The 18,031-nt window shown below is 70.1% G+C and carries 16 protein-coding genes; 5 read left to right on the top strand and 11 right to left on the bottom strand.

The window, feature by feature from the left end:
- The first annotated feature begins 42 nt into the window (after positions 1-42).
- Positions 43-1,137, top strand: a complete 1,095-nt coding sequence (locus A5700_RS18710; protein ID WP_068064650.1) for an NAD-dependent epimerase/dehydratase family protein — start codon at positions 43-45, stop codon at positions 1,135-1,137.
- 9 nt (positions 1,138-1,146) lie between these two features.
- Here A5700_RS18710 and A5700_RS18705 read toward each other — a convergent pair whose 3' ends face one another.
- The 3 genes from A5700_RS18705 to A5700_RS18695 are packed head-to-tail and all read right to left on the bottom strand — an operon-like array spanning position 1,147 to position 4,202.
- On the bottom strand, positions 1,147-2,685 hold the full coding sequence (locus A5700_RS18705) for a carboxylesterase/lipase family protein (protein WP_068064647.1): 1,539 nt from the start codon (positions 2,683-2,685) through the stop codon (positions 1,147-1,149).
- A 9-nt stretch (positions 2,686-2,694) separates the two neighbouring features.
- Positions 2,695-3,492, bottom strand: a complete 798-nt coding sequence (locus A5700_RS18700; RefSeq protein WP_068064644.1) for a dienelactone hydrolase family protein — start codon at positions 3,490-3,492, stop codon at positions 2,695-2,697.
- Between the two features lie 11 nt (positions 3,493-3,503).
- Positions 3,504-4,202, bottom strand: a complete 699-nt coding sequence (locus tag A5700_RS18695; protein WP_068204928.1) for a DUF4245 domain-containing protein — start codon at positions 4,200-4,202, stop codon at positions 3,504-3,506.
- Between the two features lie 55 nt (positions 4,203-4,257).
- On the opposite strand from A5700_RS18695, the gene glpX reads away from it, so the two are divergent.
- The 3 genes from glpX to A5700_RS18680 all read left to right on the top strand — a co-directional run bounded on the left by glpX (position 4,258) and on the right by A5700_RS18680 (position 7,855).
- Positions 4,258-5,310 carry a class II fructose-bisphosphatase gene (gene glpX, locus A5700_RS18690; RefSeq protein ID WP_068064638.1) on the top strand — a complete coding sequence of 351 codons (1,053 nt, stop codon included), beginning with the start codon at positions 4,258-4,260 and terminating at the stop codon, positions 5,308-5,310.
- Between the two features lie 26 nt (positions 5,311-5,336).
- On the top strand, positions 5,337-6,758 hold the full coding sequence (locus tag A5700_RS18685) for a class II fumarate hydratase (RefSeq protein WP_068064635.1): 1,422 nt from the start codon (positions 5,337-5,339) through the stop codon (positions 6,756-6,758).
- A 68-nt stretch (positions 6,759-6,826) separates the two neighbouring features.
- Complete coding sequence (locus A5700_RS18680) at positions 6,827-7,855, top strand: hypothetical protein (RefSeq protein WP_068204926.1); 1,029 nt, start codon at positions 6,827-6,829, stop codon at positions 7,853-7,855.
- A gap of 7 nt (positions 7,856-7,862) precedes the next feature.
- Here A5700_RS18680 and A5700_RS18675 read toward each other — a convergent pair whose 3' ends face one another.
- From A5700_RS18675 to glyA, 5 genes are all read right to left on the bottom strand, one after another.
- Entirely contained in the window at positions 7,863-9,320 is a 1,458-nt protein-coding gene (locus tag A5700_RS18675; RefSeq protein ID WP_082959887.1) for an adenylate/guanylate cyclase domain-containing protein, read from the bottom strand.
- 31 nt (positions 9,321-9,351) lie between these two features.
- Positions 9,352-10,227: a polysaccharide deacetylase family protein gene (locus tag A5700_RS18670; RefSeq protein WP_068067463.1), complete on the bottom strand. Its 876-nt coding sequence runs from the start codon at positions 10,225-10,227 to the stop codon at positions 9,352-9,354.
- A 186-nt stretch (positions 10,228-10,413) separates the two neighbouring features.
- Positions 10,414-11,715, bottom strand: coding sequence for a PhoH family protein (locus tag A5700_RS18665; protein ID WP_068067460.1), 1,302 nt, complete (start codon positions 11,713-11,715; stop codon positions 10,414-10,416).
- Positions 11,716-11,936: 221 nt separating this feature from the next.
- On the bottom strand, positions 11,937-12,764 hold the full coding sequence (locus tag A5700_RS18660) for an acyl-ACP desaturase (protein WP_068067466.1): 828 nt from the start codon (positions 12,762-12,764) through the stop codon (positions 11,937-11,939).
- A gap of 97 nt (positions 12,765-12,861) precedes the next feature.
- A complete protein-coding gene (gene glyA / locus A5700_RS18655; RefSeq protein WP_068067457.1) occupies positions 12,862-14,142 on the bottom strand; it encodes a serine hydroxymethyltransferase in 1,281 nt (426 codons plus the stop codon).
- Positions 14,143-14,258: 116 nt separating this feature from the next.
- On the opposite strand from glyA, the gene coaA reads away from it, so the two are divergent.
- Complete coding sequence (gene coaA, locus A5700_RS18650) at positions 14,259-15,197, top strand: type I pantothenate kinase (protein WP_068067455.1); 939 nt, start codon at positions 14,259-14,261, stop codon at positions 15,195-15,197.
- An 11-nt stretch (positions 15,198-15,208) separates the two neighbouring features.
- Here the strand turns inward: coaA and A5700_RS18645 are convergent, their stop codons facing one another.
- From A5700_RS18645 to A5700_RS18635, 3 genes are all read right to left on the bottom strand, one after another.
- Positions 15,209-15,640, bottom strand: a complete 432-nt coding sequence (locus A5700_RS18645; RefSeq protein WP_068067451.1) for a hypothetical protein — start codon at positions 15,638-15,640, stop codon at positions 15,209-15,211.
- Between the two features lie 225 nt (positions 15,641-15,865).
- A complete protein-coding gene (locus A5700_RS18640; RefSeq protein ID WP_068067444.1) occupies positions 15,866-17,236 on the bottom strand; it encodes a hypothetical protein in 1,371 nt (456 codons plus the stop codon).
- Positions 17,237-17,242: 6 nt separating this feature from the next.
- Entirely contained in the window at positions 17,243-18,031 is a 789-nt protein-coding gene (locus tag A5700_RS18635; RefSeq protein ID WP_068067442.1) for a (2Z,6E)-farnesyl diphosphate synthase, read from the bottom strand.

The following is an 18,031-nucleotide window of genomic DNA, read 5'->3' as shown; positions in this document are numbered from 1 at the left end:
GAAATTGGAAAACTAGAACACGTTTCAGTTAGGATTCGGCCCATGGGTGATGCGACGCTGACCACCGAACTCGGCCGGGTCCTCGTCACCGGCGGCTCCGGGTTCGTCGGGGCCAACCTGGTGACCAGCCTGCTCGAGCGCGGCCACGCCGTGCGCTCGTTCGACCGGGCGCCGTCGGCGCTGCCGGCACACCCGCAGCTGGAGGTGCTGCAGGGCGACATCACCGACACCGCCGACTGCGCCCGGGCCGTCGAGGGCGTCGACACCGTCTTTCACACCGCGGCCATCATCGACCTGATGGGAGGCGCCTCGGTGACCGACGCCTACCGGCAGCGCAGCTTCGCGGTCAACGTCGGGGGCACCGAAAACCTCCTGCACGCCGCGCAGGCCGCCGGCGTGCAGCGGTTCGTCTACACCTCGTCGAACAGCGTGGTGATGGGCGGCCAGAACATCGCCGGCGGCGACGAGACGTTGCCCTACACCGACCGGTTCAACGACCTCTACACCGAGACCAAGGTGCTCGCCGAGCGGTTTGTGTTGCGGCAGAACGGCGTTGACGGCGTGCTGACGTGCGCGATCCGGCCCAGCGGCATCTGGGGACCCGGCGACCAGACGATGTTTCGCAAGCTCTTCGAGAGCGTGATCGCCGGTCACGTCAAGGTGCTGATCGGCCGCAAGTCGGCGCGGCTCGACAACTCCTACGTGCACAACCTGATTCACGGTTTCATCCTGGCCGCCCAGCACCTCGTCCCCGGCGGCACCGCGCCGGGGCAGGCCTATTTCATCAACGACGACGATCCGATCAACATGTTCGAATTCGCCCGGCCGGTCGTCGAGGCGTGCGGAGTCCGCTGGCCGCGGGTGCGGGTCAACGGTCCCCTCGTGCGCGCGGCCATGACGGGCTGGCAGCGGCTGCATTTCCGGTTCGGCATCCCGGCGCCGCTACTCGAACCGCTGGCCGTCGAGCGGCTGTACCTGGACAACTTCTTCTCCATCGCCAAGGCCACCCGCGACCTCGGGTACCGGCCGCTGTTCACCACCGAGCAGGCGCTCTCCGACTGCCTGCCCTACTACGTCGACATGTTCCGGCAGATGAAATCTCAAGCGGCGCAGGAGAAGACGGCCGCGCCGGCGTGAGACCCCCCGTTAACGGAAGCTCAGCATCTTGTTGCCCCAGGCGGCCCTGATCGGCGCGTCCAGGTCGTAGGCCAGCCGGTCGCGCTTGTCGATGATCAGGCAGGCGCGGTCGGCTTCCTGGTAGGGCGCCCACTCGGGCTCCCCCGGCAGGCCCACGGGTTTGCCGTGGGCGGCGAAATTGATCCACCGGGTGCGCATCCGCTTCGACACCGCCTTGGCGGTTCTCGCGCCGCCCAGCTTCAGCATGGGATCTTTGGGTCCCCCGAGAGTGCCCCACACGTAGGGCAATTCGGTGGCGTGCGCGGCGTTGACCAGCAGCACCCGCAGCATCGGCGTCGCGTAGTCGAACCGGTACAGGTACACCGGCGCCACCGCGCTGTGCCCCTCGGCCAGCCACACCGACGGCATCCGGAAGCCGACGTCGGTCGCGACGCTCAGGCTGCGCGCCCAGCGCCGGGTGCGCGCGTAGGCCAGGCCGATCTGTTCTTCGGTGGGCAGCTGCAGGTCCGGCTGCTCGGCCGCGATCTGGGCGAACATTGATTTGATGGCCTGCGGCGTGATCGGCACCAGCGGCGACCGGATCAGGCGGAACAGCGCCGCCTCGTGCTTGTTGGTCCCGATGATCAACGGCACCGGATTCAAGCGGCCCTCTTGGGCCAACCGCACCGGATAGTCGTGCAGCAGCTTGCCGTCCACGATGGGGACGAACGCCAACGTGCCCGGGTTGCGCGCGGGCACCTCGTCGAACACCGCTTGCGAGGCCGCCAGGAGCACCGTCATCGGCGCGCCGGACAGCCGGTGCGTCTCGTCGGCGGCGATGCCGAGCCGGTCCAGAAAGGACTCGGCCACGCGTGCGGCGCGGGCCCGGTCGTAAACCGAAGTGGCGGGCGAACTTTGAGCGATGGCACCGCCGAACAGGCCCTCGGCGGCGGGACAGGCCAGCAACGTGGTGACCATGCCGGCGCCCGCGGATTCCCCGAACAGCGTCACCCGGTGCGGGTCGCCGCCGAACGCCGCGATGTTGTCGCGCACCCAGCGCAGCGCCGCGATGGCGTCGTGCAGACCGACGTTCGAGTCGAAATGGCGCGCGTCGAACGACGACAGGTCGAGGAAGCCGAGCACCCCGAGCCGGTAGTTGACCGTCACCACGATGACGTCGCCGCCACCCACCAGTCGGTGGCCGTCGTAGAGCGCTTGGCTGCCGGCGCCCAGCACGTAGGCGCCGCCGTGCAGCCACACCAGCACGGGCCTGCCGGCGCCGGGATTGGTGTCCGACGACGCCCAGACGTTGAGCCGCAGGCAGTCCTCACCCTGCGGGGCGCCCAAGTCGAGCGGCATGTTGGCGAACGCCGTCTGCGGGCACGCCGGGCCGAACCGGGTCGCGTCGGCGACCTCGGTCCACCGGGCGGGCGGCACCGGCCTCCGGAACCGGAGGTCACCGACGGGCGCCGCCGCGTAGCGAATGCCCTTCCACGCCTTGGCTCCTCGCTCGGCGACTCCGCGCACCGGGCCGTACGCGGTCTCGACCACCAGATCGTCGATCGGCATGCGGGTGTCCTAGGTGAGCCGCTCGGTGAGGAACTCGACGACGCGCTTGCGGGCCTCGTAGGCGGGATGCCCGTCGACCTCGCGCAGCTCGTCGGTGAGGACGGAATGCGCGACCCGGCCGAAGCCGTGCGGATTGCCCGGCCGCGAATCGATCTCGATCACCTCGAACGCGTCGCCGAGCCGCTCCTTGAGGGCGGCGAAGCGTTCGGCGGGCACCACCGGGTCCTCGCTGAACCGCAACCCCAGGGCGCACAGGCCCTCGCCCGCGGCGCGGGCGGCGACGGCGTCGAGCTCGGACTCGCTGAGGCCCGGGTCGCGCCGGCGCGCCCGGCCCAGCGGCAACGGCACCGACGGCTGCGACAACACGGGGGCCAGCACGCTGTCGTCGACAGCCGCGGCCAATGCGAAGCCACCGGTGAAGCACTGGCCGATCACCCCGACCCCCTTGCCCGGCGTCGACGCGTTCAGGTCGCGCGCCAGCGCCCGCAGAAACGCCGACACCGGCCGCTGCTTGTTCGTCGCGAACGCCGCGAATTCCCTTGCCACGCAAGCACGGCTGATGGTCGCGGCCAGGTAGCCGGTCGTCTTTGCCCGCCCCGGCTCGCCGAACAGCGACGGGATGGCGACGGTGAACCCGCTGTCGACCAGGTGGTTGCCCAGACCGAGCACGCTGGGATGGATGCCGGGGATCTCCGGGATGAGCACCACCCCGGGGCCGGCGCCCTTGCGGTAGACGTCGTGGGTGTAGCCGCCGCCGGTGAACGGCGCCGGCGACCATCCGGTCAGGTCTGCGCGGGGTGCGCTCACGCGAGTCCCTTTCAGCGGCTGGGCAACGGCGACTGCGACTGCGTCGCCGAGGCCAGCGTACGGAACTGGTCGTCGGTTCCGGCACCGGTGATCGCGAGCTGCGTGGCCCCCGTCGGGGCGCTGAGCCGGGTGGTCCAGACGGGCTCGGCGTCCGCACCGCTTTGACCGGCCCCCTGATAGACCACCCACTTCACCCCGCCGATGTCGATCGCCCCCGTCGGGTAGGCGGACGGGTGGATCGAGCCGACGAGCTTGTCCTCGTCGGCGTTGCTCTGGGTCAGGCTCAGATACAGACCGGTCGGAGTGATGTAGCCGACGGTGGACGTCGTCGCGGTGAGCCGTTGCCCCGTCGAGGGGTCCACCCGGCCGCCTTGGATGCTGCCGCGACGGCCCGAATTCGCCTGCCAGCCGGCGGGCAGTTGCGGCAGCCGGACGGGGAACCCGAGCGTGGCCGCGTCCGCGCGCAGGGCGGCCGGCGCGTCGTAGGGCGGGATGGGGCCCTGGTGGCTGTGCAGCTGCAAGGAGCAGGTGCCGACCAGGCCGGCCAGCACGATGCAGCCAATCACCAGCGGAATCAGCGACCAGAACATGTCGCGGCCGTCCTGCAGCAGTCGCGGTTTGGCCGGTCGAGCGACGGGTCCCACCACGGGTCCGGGGCCGGGGGCCGCCTCGCCAGCGGTTCCGGCGTCGGGGTGCGCCTCGTCGGTCATCCCCCGAGTATCCCAGTTCCGGCGGACCGATCCGCTTCTGGGACAATCGGCAACCATGACTGTTCAGGGCGACCGCTCATCCGGACGGCCGCGGCGCGAGGCCCCGGACCGCAACCTGGCCCTGGAGCTGGTCCGGGTCACCGAGGCCGGGGCCATGGCGGCGGGCCGTTGGGTGGGCCGCGGCGACAAGGAGGGCGGCGACGGCGCGGCCGTCGACGCCATGCGCGAGCTGGTCAATTCCGTGTCTATGCGCGGCGTGGTGGTGATCGGCGAGGGCGAGAAGGACAACGCGCCGATGCTCTACAACGGCGAGGAGGTCGGCAACGGCGACGGCCCGGAATGCGACTTCGCCGTGGACCCGGTGGACGGCACGACGCTGATGAGCAAGGGCATGCCCAACGCGATCTCCGTGCTGGCGGTGGCCGACCGCGGCGCGATGTTCGACCCGTCGGCGGTGTTCTACATGAACAAGATCGCCGTCGGCCCGGAGGCCGCGCACGTGCTCGACATCACCGCCCCGATCGCCGAGAACATCCGCGCGGTGGCCAAGGTGAAGAACCTGTCGGTGCGCGACATGACGGTGTGCATCCTGGACCGCCCGCGGCACGCCCAGCTGATCTCCGACGTGCGCGACACCGGCGCCCGGATCCGGCTGATCACCGACGGCGACGTCGCCGGAGCGATCTCGGCGTGCCGGTACCTGTCGGGCACCGACATGCTGGCCGGCATCGGCGGCACCCCGGAGGGCATCATCGCCGCGGCCGCCATCCGCTGCATGGGCGGCGCCATCCAGGCGCAGCTGGCGCCCAAGGACGACGAGGAGCGCCAGAAGGCCCTCGACGCGGGCTACGACCTCGACCAGGTGCTGACCACCGAGGACCTGGTGTCCGGGGAGAACGTCTTCTTCTGCGCCACCGGCGTCACCAACGGTGACCTGCTCAAGGGCGTGCAGTACTACCCTGGCGGCTGCACCACCCAGTCGATCGTGATGCGGTCCAAGTCGGGGACCGTGCGCATGATCGAGGCCTACCACCGGCTTTCCAAGCTCAACGAGTATTCCGCCATCGATTTCACCGGCGACAGCACCGCCGCCTATCCCCTGCCCTGAACCACGAAGCGAGGAAGACGCAATCCATGGCCAGTCCCGCCGGTAACGACAGCGACACCGACTACCGCATCGAACACGACACCATGGGCGAGGTCCGGGTGCCCGCAAAAGCCTTGTGGCGTGCCCAGACTCAGCGCGCGGTGGAGAACTTCCCGATCTCGGGCCGCGGCCTGGAGCGCACGCAGATCCGCGCGCTGGGGCTGCTGAAAGGTGCCTGCGCCCAGGTGAACAAGGACCTCGGCCTGCTGGCGCCGGACAAGGCGGACGCGATCATCGCCGCGGCGGCCGAGATCGCCGACGGCCAGCACGACGACCAGTTCCCGATCGACGTGTTCCAGACCGGCTCGGGCACCAGCTCGAACATGAACACCAACGAGGTCATCGCGTCCATCGCGGCGCGCAACGGCGTCAAGGTGCACCCCAACGACGACGTGAACATGTCGCAGTCGTCCAACGACACCTTCCCCACCGCCACCCACATCGCAGCGACGGAAGCGGCTGTGCGGCATCTGATCCCGGCACTCGAGGTGCTGCACGAAGCCCTGGCCGGCAAGGCCCGCGAATGGCACACCGTCGTCAAGTCCGGCCGGACCCACCTGATGGACGCGGTCCCGGTGACGCTCGGTCAGGAGTTCAGCGGCTACGCCCGGCAGGTGGAGGCCGGCATCGAGCGGGTGCGCGCCACGCTGCCGCGGCTGGGTGAGCTGGCGATCGGCGGCACCGCCGTCGGCACCGGCCTCAACGCCCCCGACGGTTTCGGCGCCAAGGTGGTCGAGACGTTGATCGCATCGACCGGCCTCAGCGAATTGCGCACGGCCACCAACTCTTTCGAAGCTCAGGCCGCGCGCGACGGGCTGGTGGAGGCCTCGGGCGCGCTGCGCACCATCGCGGTGTCGCTGACCAAGATCGCCAACGATGTCCGCTGGATGGGGTCCGGCCCGCTGACCGGCTTGGCCGAAATCCAGCTGCCGGACCTGCAGCCGGGCAGCTCGATCATGCCGGGCAAGGTCAATCCCGTGCTGCCCGAGGCGGTCACCCAGGTCGCGGCCCAGGTGATCGGTAACGACGCGGCGGTGGCCGTCGGCGGCCTGTCCGGCGCCTTCGAGCTCAACGTCTACATCCCGATGATGGCCCGCAACATCCTGGAGTCCTTCAAGCTGCTGAGCAACGTCTCGCGGTTGTTCGCGGAGCGCTGCATCGTCGGGCTCAAGGCCAACGTCGAGCACCTGCGCGAGCTGGCCGAGTCCTCACCGTCGATCGTCACGCCGCTGAACTCGGCGATCGGCTACGAGGAGGCCGCCGCGGTGGCCAAGCAGGCGCTCAAGGAGCGCAAGACGATTCGGCAGACCGTGATCGACCGCGGCCTGATCGGCGACAAACTGTCCGAGGAAGAGCTGGACCGCCGGCTCGACGTGCTGGCGATGGCGCGGGTTCAGCCGCAGGACTAGCGCGGGACCACCCCGAGACGCACGGGGCGGCGACGTCAAGGCGAGAAGAGAGTAACGGTGATTCGGCGATGACGGCTCCTCCCGGCGGCCCCTCAGGCCAGGACCCCTACGGCCCCTATGGCCAGGGTCCCTACGGGCCCAATCCGCAAGGGCAACAACCGCAGTGGGGCCCGCCCCCGCAGGGCGGCGGCCCCGGTCCCTACCCGCAGGGCGGCCCCTACGGCTACCCGCAGGGCGGCTACCCCCCGCCCCCGGGGTACCCCCCGACGCAGGGCGTCCCCTACCCGGGACCACAGCCGGGCCCCTACGGACCGTATCCGGGGCAACAGTTCGCGCCCGGCGGGCCGACCGGCCCCTACCCGGTGGGGCCGCCACCCGGCGGCGGATCGGGCTCGAAGCTGCCGTGGCTGATCGTCGGTGGGCTGGTGCTGTTGGCCGTCATCGCGCTGGTGGCCACGCTGCTGGTGATGCGCGGCGGCAACGACAAGCCGTCGAGCGCGGCCCCGTCGTCGACCAGCACCAGCGTCTCGCAGCCGAGGAACTCCGCGCAGAACGCCACGGACTGCACGCCCAACGTGTCGGGCGGTGAGCTGCCCAAGGGCGACGCCGTGACCATCGCGGCCGGCAAGCTGTCGTTCCCGGTGAAGGCGGCGCCCGGGTGGACGGTGTTCTCCGACGACCAGAACCCCAACCTGATCGGTGGGCTGGGCGTCGCGCAGGAGGTGCCCGGAGCCAATCAGTGGATGATGACCGCCGAGGTCGCCGTCACGAATTTCGTTACCAGCATGGACATTTCGGCACAGGCCAGCAAGCTGATGCAGTGCACGTCCAGCGGCCCGGGCTACGCGAACGCCTCGCCGACGCTGGGGCCGGTCAAGACGTCGTCCATCACGGTCGACGGCACCAAGGCGACTCGCGCCGACGCGGACATCACCATCGCCGACCCCAGCCGCAACGTGAAGGGCGACTCGGTGACCGTCATCGCCGTCGACACCAAACCCGTCACCGTCTTCATGTGTTCGACGCCCATCGGCGACGCCGCGTCGGCGGCCGTGGTCGGCGGCATCATCGCCGCGCTCAAGGTCAGCAAGTCCTAGAGCCGCGCTAGGTGGTGGGCGCGCTGACGTGGGTGGTCTCGGAGCGCCCGCGCAGCACCGTGGAATAGCACTCGTCCCAGTGCGCGCGCTCGGCGTCGGAGGCGCGCTCGATGGCCGCCGCCGAGCACAGGATTCGCCGGTCGGCGGTCTTGGCCAGGTCGGCGAGCCGCGCGGCCTCGTTGACGGCGTCGCCGATGACGGTGTACTCGTAGCGATTCTCTGCGCCGATGTTGCCGGCGAATACCCGGCCGGCCGACACGCCGATACCGAAATCGACCGGCAGCGTTCGTAATTGAACGCCCAAGGCGCGGGCCGTCGCCAGGGCGGCGGCCGCAGGGTCGCTGGTGGGCAACGGCACCCCGAACACGGCCAGGGCGGCGTCGCCGGCGAACTTGTTGATCAGCCCGTGGTGCTCGTCGACGGCGTCGACGACGGTCCGGAAGAAGTCGTTGAGCACCTCGGCGACCTGTTGCGGCGGGCGGCTCTGGGCGAGCTGCGTCGAACCCACCAGGTCGATGAACAGGACCGCCGCCTCGACCACGTCTCCGGACAGCGACGCGCCCTCGTCGAGGGCCCGCTGCGCCACCCCGGCGCCGACGTGGCGCCCAAACAGGTCGCGCAGCCGGTCCCGCTCGGCCAGCCCGGCCACCATCCGGTTGAAACCGCTTTGCAGACGGCCGATCTGTGAGCGTTCGTAGACGCCGACGGAGGTGTCGATGCGGCCGTGTTCGACCTCCGCCATCGCGTCGACGACCTCGCCGATCGGATCCGAGATGGACCGTGACGTCAGGATCATCATCGGCAGCCCCAGCACCACCGCCGCCGACGACACCACCAGGATCGGCGCGTCGAGCGAGGCGGACTTCTCGATCAGCCAGCCGTAGGAGCGCAACACCACCAGGGTCGCGACGACGCCGACGGGAAACGCGCTGCACAGAAACCACATCAGGACCAGGCGCGCGTAGACGCCCGGGACCGCCAACCGCGGCTCACAATTCAGTGTCGCCGCCCGCATGATGGGCCGCAGCGTGCGCTGCGATAGCAGCATGCCCGTGCCGGCCGCGGCAAGGCCGCCGAACAGGACGCCGAGGCCGATGGGCAGCAACAACCGCGGCCCCCCGGACAGGTTGACCAGGATGAAGATGCCACCGCTGGCCGCCCAGGCCGTCACCAGGATCACCGACTGGTAGCCCGGCAGCCGCATCGCGACCTGGCGCTGCCGCTGCGTGGGCTCGGCGCCGGTGACGTACCAGCGGACCGTGGGCAGGATGCTCCACGCGCCGGCCGCCACGACGCCGACGACGGCGAACCCGATGAGCAGCAGCACCGCCGCGGTGTTCTGCTGCGCGAAGTCGGCGTTGGCGCGCCCGGCGGTGTGGCCGCGCAGCGGAATCAGGATGGCGGCCGCCTGGACGACGGCCACCACATACGACAGGGCGAGGTCCACGCCGTACTGAATGGACAAGCGGCGAACGGACTTTCGCTCCTCGCCGGCGCTAGGCACCGTTGTTGGGCCCGCCGGAGTTCTGCCCCGGGATGTCGGTGATGGGGAAGTTGGGCATCGGCTTGGGTGACGGCGTGTCGGGCAGCGTGGGGATCTCGGCGGCCGGAATGTCACGCAGCCCGTTGACCGGTGGCCCGTTCTCGCGGCCACCGTAGCTGCTGCCCGGCGCCCGCGGCCCGAGCAGTTCGCTGACCGTCACCATGCGGTAGCCGTTGGCCTTGAGGACCGGCATGAACTGATAGACCAGGTCCACGGTGCTCGAATAGGTGCTGTGCAGCAGCACCACCGACCCGGGCTTGATGTAGGTCATCAGCATGTACCGGGTGGCCGCCGTGTTCGAGTCGTTGGCCCAGTCGAAAGGAATGACGTCCCACAGTATTTCGGCCAAGCCGAACTGCGCGGCGGTCTGGCGCACCACGCCGTCGGACAGGCCGCCCGCGGGCCGGTAGAGGACCGGCGTGTGACCGGTCGCGGCGGTGATCGCGTCGTTGGCCTTCGAGAACTGCGCGGCGATGTCCTCGGTCGGGATGGTGGTCATGTTGGGGTGTTCCCAGGTGTGGCTGCCGATCTCCATTCCCGCGTCGGCGATCCGCTTGGCGCCGCCGGGGTTGGCCGCCACCTTGTTGCCGATCAGGAAGAAGGTGGCCTTGGCGTCGTTGTCCCTGAGCACCTGCAGGAGCCGGTCGTCGAACGGGCCCGGCCCGTCGTCGAACGTCAGCGCCACGCACTTGGCCACCGCGCAGCTCAGGTTGTCCGCGCGTGTCACATGGCCGGTGAGCCCGCCGATGACCAGCACCCCGACGGCCGCGACCACTCCGATCACGGTCCGCCAGTAGCGCCAGGCCTGGCTGTCGGGACGTTTCGGCACGCAAAGAGCCTACCGAAACGCCCGCTCACAAAGTGATGGCCAGCGCGGCGACGCCGGGCGCAGCCGGTCACGACCATCGGTCACTGTGGCCCGCGCGGCGACGCCGGGCGCAGCCGGTCACGACCATCGGTCACCAAAGTGATGGCCAGCGCGGCGACGCCGGGCGCAGCCGGTCACGACCATCGGTCACTGTGGCCCGGCGATCTCCTCGAGCATCTCGGTGACCAGGGCGGCGATCGGCGAACGCTCGCTGCGCAGCAAGGTGATGTGGGCGAACAGCGGGTGGCCCTTGAGCTTCTCGATCACCGCGGCGACGCCGTCGTGGCGGCCCACCCGCAGGTTGTCGCGCTGGGCGATGTCATGTGTGAGCACCACGCGCGAGCCGGTGCCCAGCCGCGACAACACCGTCAGCAAGACGTTGCGTTCCAGCGACTGCGCTTCGTCGACGATCACGAACGAGTCGTGCAGCGACCGGCCCCGAATGTGGGTGAGCGGCAGCACCTCGAGCATGCCGCGCGAGAGCACCTCCTCCAGCACGGCCGGGCTGGCCAGCCCCTCCAGCGTGTCGAAGACGGCCTGCGCCCACGGCCCCATCTTCTCGCTCTCGCTGCCGGGCAGGTAGCCCAGCTCCTGGCCGCCGACGGCATACAGCGGGCGGAACACCACCACCTTGCGCTGGGTGCGCCGTTCCAGGACGGCCTCGAGGCCCGCGCACAGCGCCAGCGCCGACTTGCCGGTGCCGGCCTTGCCGCCCAGCGACACGATGCCCACCGATTCGTCGAGCAGCAGGTCCAGCGCGACGCGCTGCTCGGCGGAGCGGCCGCGCAGCCCGAACACCTCGCGGTCGCCGCGCACCAGCTGGACCCGCTTGTCCGCGTTCACCCGGCCCAGCGCGTGCGAGCTGCCGCCCAGCAGCCGAATCCCGGTGTGGCAGGGCAAATCCCGCGCGTCGGCGAGATCGATCTCACCCTCGGTGAACAGCGCGTCGATGTCCTCGGCGGCGGTTTCGATCTCGCGCATCCCCGACCACCCGGAGGCCACCACGTCCTGCGCGTGGTATTCGTCGGCGGCCAGGCCCACCGCGGCGGCCTTGACCCGCAGCGGAATGTCCTTGCTCACCAACGTGACTCGCTTGCCCTCGGCGGCGAGGTTGGCGGCGCAGCTCAGGATCCGGGAGTCGTTGCTGTCGTTGCGGAAGCCGCTGGGCAGCACCGAGGGATCGGTGTGGTTGAGCTCGACATGCAGCGTACCGCCTTGCGCGCCAACGGGAATCGGCTGATCCAGGCGTCCGTGCTCGAGGCGCAGGTCGTCGAAGAGCCGCAACGCTTGACGGGCGAACCAGCCCAGCTCGTGGTGATGGCGTTTGGCCTCCAGTTCGCTGATCACCACCAGCGGAACCACCACCTCGTGCTCGGCGAACCGGCTGCACGCCCAGGGGTCGGACAGCAGCACGGACGTGTCGATCACGTAGGTCCGGATTTCGGTCACGTAGCGCTCCTCGAGCGGGGAAAGCCCGCGCGGACCCGCACGAGCATGTGGGCGGGAGCCGCAGCACCAGGACCGGGGCCGGTCCTACCGTAGTCGTGACGGAAGGTGCCGCCCTGGCAGCTGGAAGTGTCGCTGACCATCGACAGTGACGCTACTCTCGTGGCCGCATGCGCGCTGCGCAGGCGCGCCGACGGAAATGCCCGCCCCGCGGGCGGACCGGCTCAGCCGGTGACGAATTGCCGCAGCGACGGCTCGTCGGCGACACCCCACGCGGTGATGCGGGCGGAGATCGCCTGGCGCAGGTGCTCGGGGCCGAAGATGCCGGCGTCGGCGACGTTGCGCACCTTGTCCCGGTAGTCGTCGATGTCGGCGCCCGGGACCTGCAGTTCGGCGGCGCGCGCGGCGATCGCCGCGATCGTCTCGTCGCGCGTGTACTCCAGGCAGTGCGCGACGAGGTTCGCGAAGAACGTCTCGTGCCGTGCCTCGTCGCGGGCGATCCGGTCGATCAGGCCGGCCAGGATCGGCTCCTCGAGCTGAGCGGCCAGGTTCTGGCAGAACACCGCGTGGGTGCGCTCGGTGAGCGCCATGTACACCAGCGTCTCCACCTGGCTGTAGGTGTCGGCGCGGTAGCCCTTGATCACGTAGCGGACCCGGGCCTCCTCGTTGGCGGTCGGGTCGACCTCGCGGGTCACCACGAGGTACTCGCGCAGCACGATGGCGTGCAGGTGCTCCTCGGCGGTCCACCGGCCCAGCCAGCGACCCCAGTAGTCCTCGAGGATGAAGTGCTCGACGAGCTCGCGGTGGTGCCCGGCCAGGTTGTCCTTGAGCAGCAGCAGGATCTCGCACGCGTCGGTGAACTGCCGCGGCAGGGTCTCCGACGACGGGTCCCAGTCGCGCCCGCCCAGGAAGGCGAAGTTCTCGCCCCGGTCGAACGGCACGTAATCGTGCGCGAACCAGATCTCCTCGGTGTTGAGGTGACGGTCGATGTTGGCTTCGACGACCGGCTCAAGTTCCAGGGTCAGCGCGTTCGCGACGGGTCTTTGTGCCATGAAATAACTGTAACCCGCGGACACAGACGAGTGAAATCGCCCGGGCCGTGTCGGGCCAACTCGTGACTTAAGTCCTCCGGCCTACGCCGCGCGGTGGCTACCGGCCGACCAGCGCCCAGTCTTCCAGGCCGTCGTAGAGCGGGAACTCCCTGGCCAAGCGGGTCACCCGGTCCCGCAGCGCGGGGACGTCGGCGGAGGTGCCTGCCGCCAGCGCCGTCGCGATGATGTCGGCGACCTCGGCGAACTCGGTGTCCCCGAAGCCGCGGGTAGCCAGGGCCGGGGTGCCGACGCGCAGCCCGGACGTGACCATCGGCGGGCGCGGGTCGTTGGGCACCGCGTTGCGGTTGACGGTGATGCCGATCTCGTGCAGCAGGTCCTCACCGGCCTTGCCGTCCAGCGGCGAGTCCCGCAGGTCCACCAGGACCAGGTGCACGTCGGTGCCGCCGCTGACCACCGACACGCCCGCCTTGGCGACGTCGGACGCCAGCAGCCGGTCGGCCAGGATGCGGGCACCCGAGAGGGTGCGGCGCTGCCGGTCGGCGAACTCCGGCGTGCCCGCGATCTTCAGGGCGACGGCCTTGGCCGCGATGACGTGCATCAACGGGCCGCCCTGTTGGCCGGGGAACACGGCCGAGTTGATCGGCTTGGCGTATTCCTGCTTGCCCAGGATCAGGCCGGAGCGCGGACCGCCGAGCGTCTTGTGGACGGTCGTGGAGACGACGTCGGCGTGCGGCACCGGAGACGGGTGCAGGCCGACGGCGACCAGGCCCGCGAAGTGCGCCATGTCCACCCAAAGCTTCGCGTCGACCTCGTCGGCGATCGACCGGAAGGCCGCGAAGTCGAGGACCCGCGGGTAGGCCGACCAGCCGGCGATGATGACCTTGGGGCGGAACTCCCGCGCCTTGGCCCGCACCACGTCCATGTCCACCAGGTGGGTGGTGGGGTCCACGCCATAAAAGCCGTTCTCGTAGAGCTTGCCCGAGAAGTTCAGCTTCATGCCGTGCGTCAGGTGGCCGCCGTTGGCCAGGTCCAGGCCCAGCAGCCGCTCACCGGGCGTCATCAGCGCGTGCAGCACCGCGGCGTTCGCCTGGGCGCCGGAGTGCGGCTGCACGTTGGCGAAGTCGGCGCCGAACAGCGCCTTGGCCCGGTCCCGGGCGATGTTCTCCACGACGTCGACGTACTCGCAGCCGCCGTAGTAGCGCCGGCCCGGTAGGCCCTCGGCGTACTTGTTGGTCAGCACGCTGCCCTGGGCCTGCAGCACCGAGCGCGGCACGAAGTTCTCCGACGCGATCATCTCGAGGGTGTCGCGTTGGCGCCCCAGTTCCTGGCCCAGCAGGCCGGCGATGTCGGGATCGATCTCGGCGAGCGGGGTGGACATCACCGATGTCGAGGGGCGGGCGTCAGGTGCGGCAGTCACGGCCACCAGTCTATCGAGCGCGACCAATCGCCAGCCCAGCCGTCGGGCATACGGGCGCTCCTGCCACACTGGGCACTATGCCGCGGCTTAGCGAGCCGAGCCCGTATGTGGAGTTCGACCGAAAGCAATGGCGTGCGCTTCGTATGTCGACGCCGCTGGCCCTCACCGAGGAGGAGCTGCTCGGGCTGCGCGGGCTCGGCGAGCAGATTGACCTGCTGGAGGTCGAAGAGGTCTACCTGCCCCTGGCCCGGCTGATCCACCTACAGGTCGCGGCCCGGCAGCGATTGTTCGCCGCCACAGCGGAATTCCTCGGCGAACCCCAGCAGAACCCGGACCGGCCGGTGCCGTTCATCATCGGCGTCGCCGGCAGCGTGGCGGTCGGCAAGTCGACGACCGCCCGCGTGCTGCAGGCGCTGCTGGCGCGGTGGGATCCGCACCGCCGGGTGGACCTGGTGACCACCGACGGCTTCCTGTACCCGAACGCCGAACTGGACCGGCGAAACCTGATGCATCGCAAAGGTTTTCCGGAAAGTTACAACCGTCGGGCGCTGATGCGCTTCGTCACCTCGGTGAAGTCGGGGTCGGACTACGCGTGCGCGCCGGTCTACTCGCACCTCAAGTACGACGTGATCCAGGGCGCCAAACACGTGGTGCGGCACCCCGACATCCTGATCCTGGAGGGCCTCAACGTCCTGCAGACCGGCCCCACGCTGATGGTGTCGGACTTGTTCGACTTCTCGCTCTACGTCGACGCGCGCATCGAGGACATCGAGCAGTGGTACGTGTCGCGGTTCCTGGCGATGCGCAGCACGGCCTTCGCGGATCCGCAGTCACACTTCCACCACTACGCGGCCCTCAACGACACCAAGGCCGTCGCCGCGGCGCGCGAGATCTGGCGGTCGATCAACCGCCCCAACCTGGTCGAGAACATCCTGCCGACCCGTCCCCGCGCCACCCTGGTGCTGCGCAAGGACGCCGACCACTCCATCAACCGGCTGCGCCTGCGCAAGCTGTAGGCGCCGACGAGTTACGGCTCGAGCCGGCGCAGGCCCAGGTACTGCAGCCCGGCGAACGCCGCCGAGTAGACGCCGCCGGCCAGTGTCGCGGTGACGCCGCCCGCGCTCAGCGGCGCCGTCTCGGCCACCACCAGCGCCACCAGGGTCAGCACGACGTTGGCCACCACGATGGCGGTCCCGAGCCGGCGCAGATCGGGGAAGGCCGCGAGGCTGAACACCAGGAAACCGGCGAGCACGAAGGTGGCGCCGATCGCGTACTCCTGGAACGACGTCAGGCCGGTGAGCGACGCGAGCGGGTCGGCGAGGAACGCGACGGCCAGGCCGCAGGCCCCCGTCAACGTGCCGTCGGCGCGCATGGCAAACCGCAACAGCGAGTCGGTCGAGTCGTAGAGGGGTCGGGTGTGCAGGGCGGAGACGCCGGATACACCAGATACAGAGGTCATGTGCTTACTCCTCGCGATGCGGGTTGGTCGACGCGTTCGAGCGTGCCGTCGTTGCACTGCCACATCGACCCGTGGCGCTGCCAACTACTGCCACAGACACTTATTGCCACGGATAGATAGACCCGCGGGTTCACGGAGCTATTCCCTGACCCTCAGGATTGCAAAGCCGCGCAACGGATGTTTGACGTCCGGATTAATTTCCGAGATGCGTTTGCGCCGTTTCCGTCACTCGCTGGAAACAACCACGCCGCGGCGCAACTCACCGGCGATCAGCCGGGCCGCGGCGCTCTGCCAGTTGTGCAGTGACCGCTGCGGCACCTCGGTGGCGAACCACCGCCAGGCTTGCCGCGCAACGGGATCCAGCCCGGCGGCGGTGGCGTTCTGCGCGTAGGCCCGCACGCCGGCGACGTAAGGGAAATACAGCGAGTTGTAGTGCCGCCACTGCTCGGTGGTGCCGAAATCGCCGGCGTCGCGGGGCTTGAGCCGACCGATCGCGTCCGCCAGGACGGCCTTGAGTTCGTTGGCCCGCTCCAGCGGGTGATCCGGGGCGCCGCGGGCGGCCAGCCGCTCGTCGATGACGGGCAGCGCGGTCAACGGGCTGGCCACGAGCTTGGTCAGGTCGCCGTAGTGGCCGAGCGCCCGCCGGGTGAGTCTGGCGAAGGTGTCATCGTCGACGTCGAGGACGGGATCCACCTTGCGCAGCGGCAGCGCCGCGCCGGTGTGGCGCAGCGCGGCCCGGTCGGCACGCAGGGCGGGCGATCGCGAGAACGCCAGCCGGTCCAGCACCCCGGCCAGCGGGTCGGCCAACACCTGCACCGCGATCGCGACGGCCAGGCTGCTGAACAGCAGCACGGTCAGCACCGTGCGCGCGCCGGGCTCGCCGCGGGTGACGGCCAGGCCGATCAGCGCCTGACCGCCGAACAGCACCGCCACCGTCATCGAACCGGTGAAGGATCGCCGCATGTCGGCGCGCACCGCCTGACCCTCGTCGAAGGCGTCCCACGCCGCCACCGCCACGCCCAGCAGCAACACGTCGAAACCGGTGGACGCCAACGCCACCCAGCTGGGCACCAGCCCCAGCGGGATGACGAGGATGGCGTTGCCGAGGGCGAAGAACAGCGTCGCGACCGCGACCACGCCACCGGCGCGGACCGGCTGGGCGGGCCGCATCAGCGCGGCCGCCATCGCGCCGAGCGTGGACCCCGAGACGACGGCGAACATCAGCAGGTGGCCCGCCCGCAACGGCCCGTCGACGCCGCCGGCCAACGCCGCGCCCAGCACGGCCAGCGCGCCGACCCCGGCGATCAGCAGCGCCTCGCCCGTGCGGGCCCGCCAGTGGTCGCCGGACCGGGACAGCTCCAGCAGCACCGCGAACCACGCCACGCCGGGCACGGCGACCAGATAGATCTCCACCTGGCTCAGCAGCGCGCCGTGCACCGGGGTGCTCAGGCGCACCGCGTCCAGGGCCACCACCACCGCGAAGCCGCACAGCCCGAGCGCCGCGAGCGCGAGCACCGGCTTGCGGGGGTCGCGGGCCAGCAGGTACAGCCCGAGCCAGCCACTCAGCGAGAACACCACCGCCGACAGCGCAGCCATCCGGGCCTACTTGCCGTATCTGCGGTGCCGCTGGCTGTAGTCGCGCAGCGCGCGCAGGAAGTCGACCCGGCGGAAGGCGGGCCAGTGCGCCTCGGTGAACCACATCTCCGAATACGCGCTCTGCCACAGCAGGAAGCCGGACAGGCGTTGTTCGCCCGAGGTGCGGATCACCAGGTCCGGGTCGGGCTGGCCGGAGGTGTAGAGGTTTTGCGAGATGCCGTCGACGGTGACCGCGTCGATCAGCTCGTCGCCGCTGGCGCCGTTGGCCAGCTCCTTGCTCAACAGGGCGCGCACCGCGTCGACGATCTCGCGGCGCCCGCCGTAGCCGACCGCGACGTTGACGTGGAACGGCGCGACCGCCGGGGTGGAGTCCACCGCCCCGCGCACCCGCCGCGCCGGCTCCTCGCCGAGCAGCTCGAGATCGCCGACGGTGCGCACGCTCCACCGGTTGGCCGGGGCGCAGATCTCCTCGACGACGTCGGTGATGATCTCGATGAGGCCGGCCAGCTCGTCGGGGTCGCGCTGCAGGTTCTCGGTGGACAGCAGGTAGACGGTCGTCATCTCGATGCCGGCGTCGGCGCACCAGCGCAGCATCTCGGCGATCTTCACGGCGCCCATCCGGTAGCCGTAGCTCACGTCGTCGTAGCCGGCGTCGCGCGCCCAGCGCCGATTGCCGTCGCACAGGACGGCGATGTGGCGCGGCAGTTCGGATTTCGAGGCGGCCAGGCCCTGCCGCAGCCGCAACTCGTACACCCGATACAGCGGTTCTTTGAGCCGCGGTGGGATGATCTCCAC

Source organism: Mycobacterium sp. E1214 (assembly GCF_001666755.1).
Classification (GTDB): Bacteria; Actinomycetota; Actinomycetes; order Mycobacteriales; family Mycobacteriaceae; genus Mycobacterium.
Note: the sequence above shows the minus strand (reverse complement) of the source record. Positions and strands in the feature narration are given on the sequence as shown.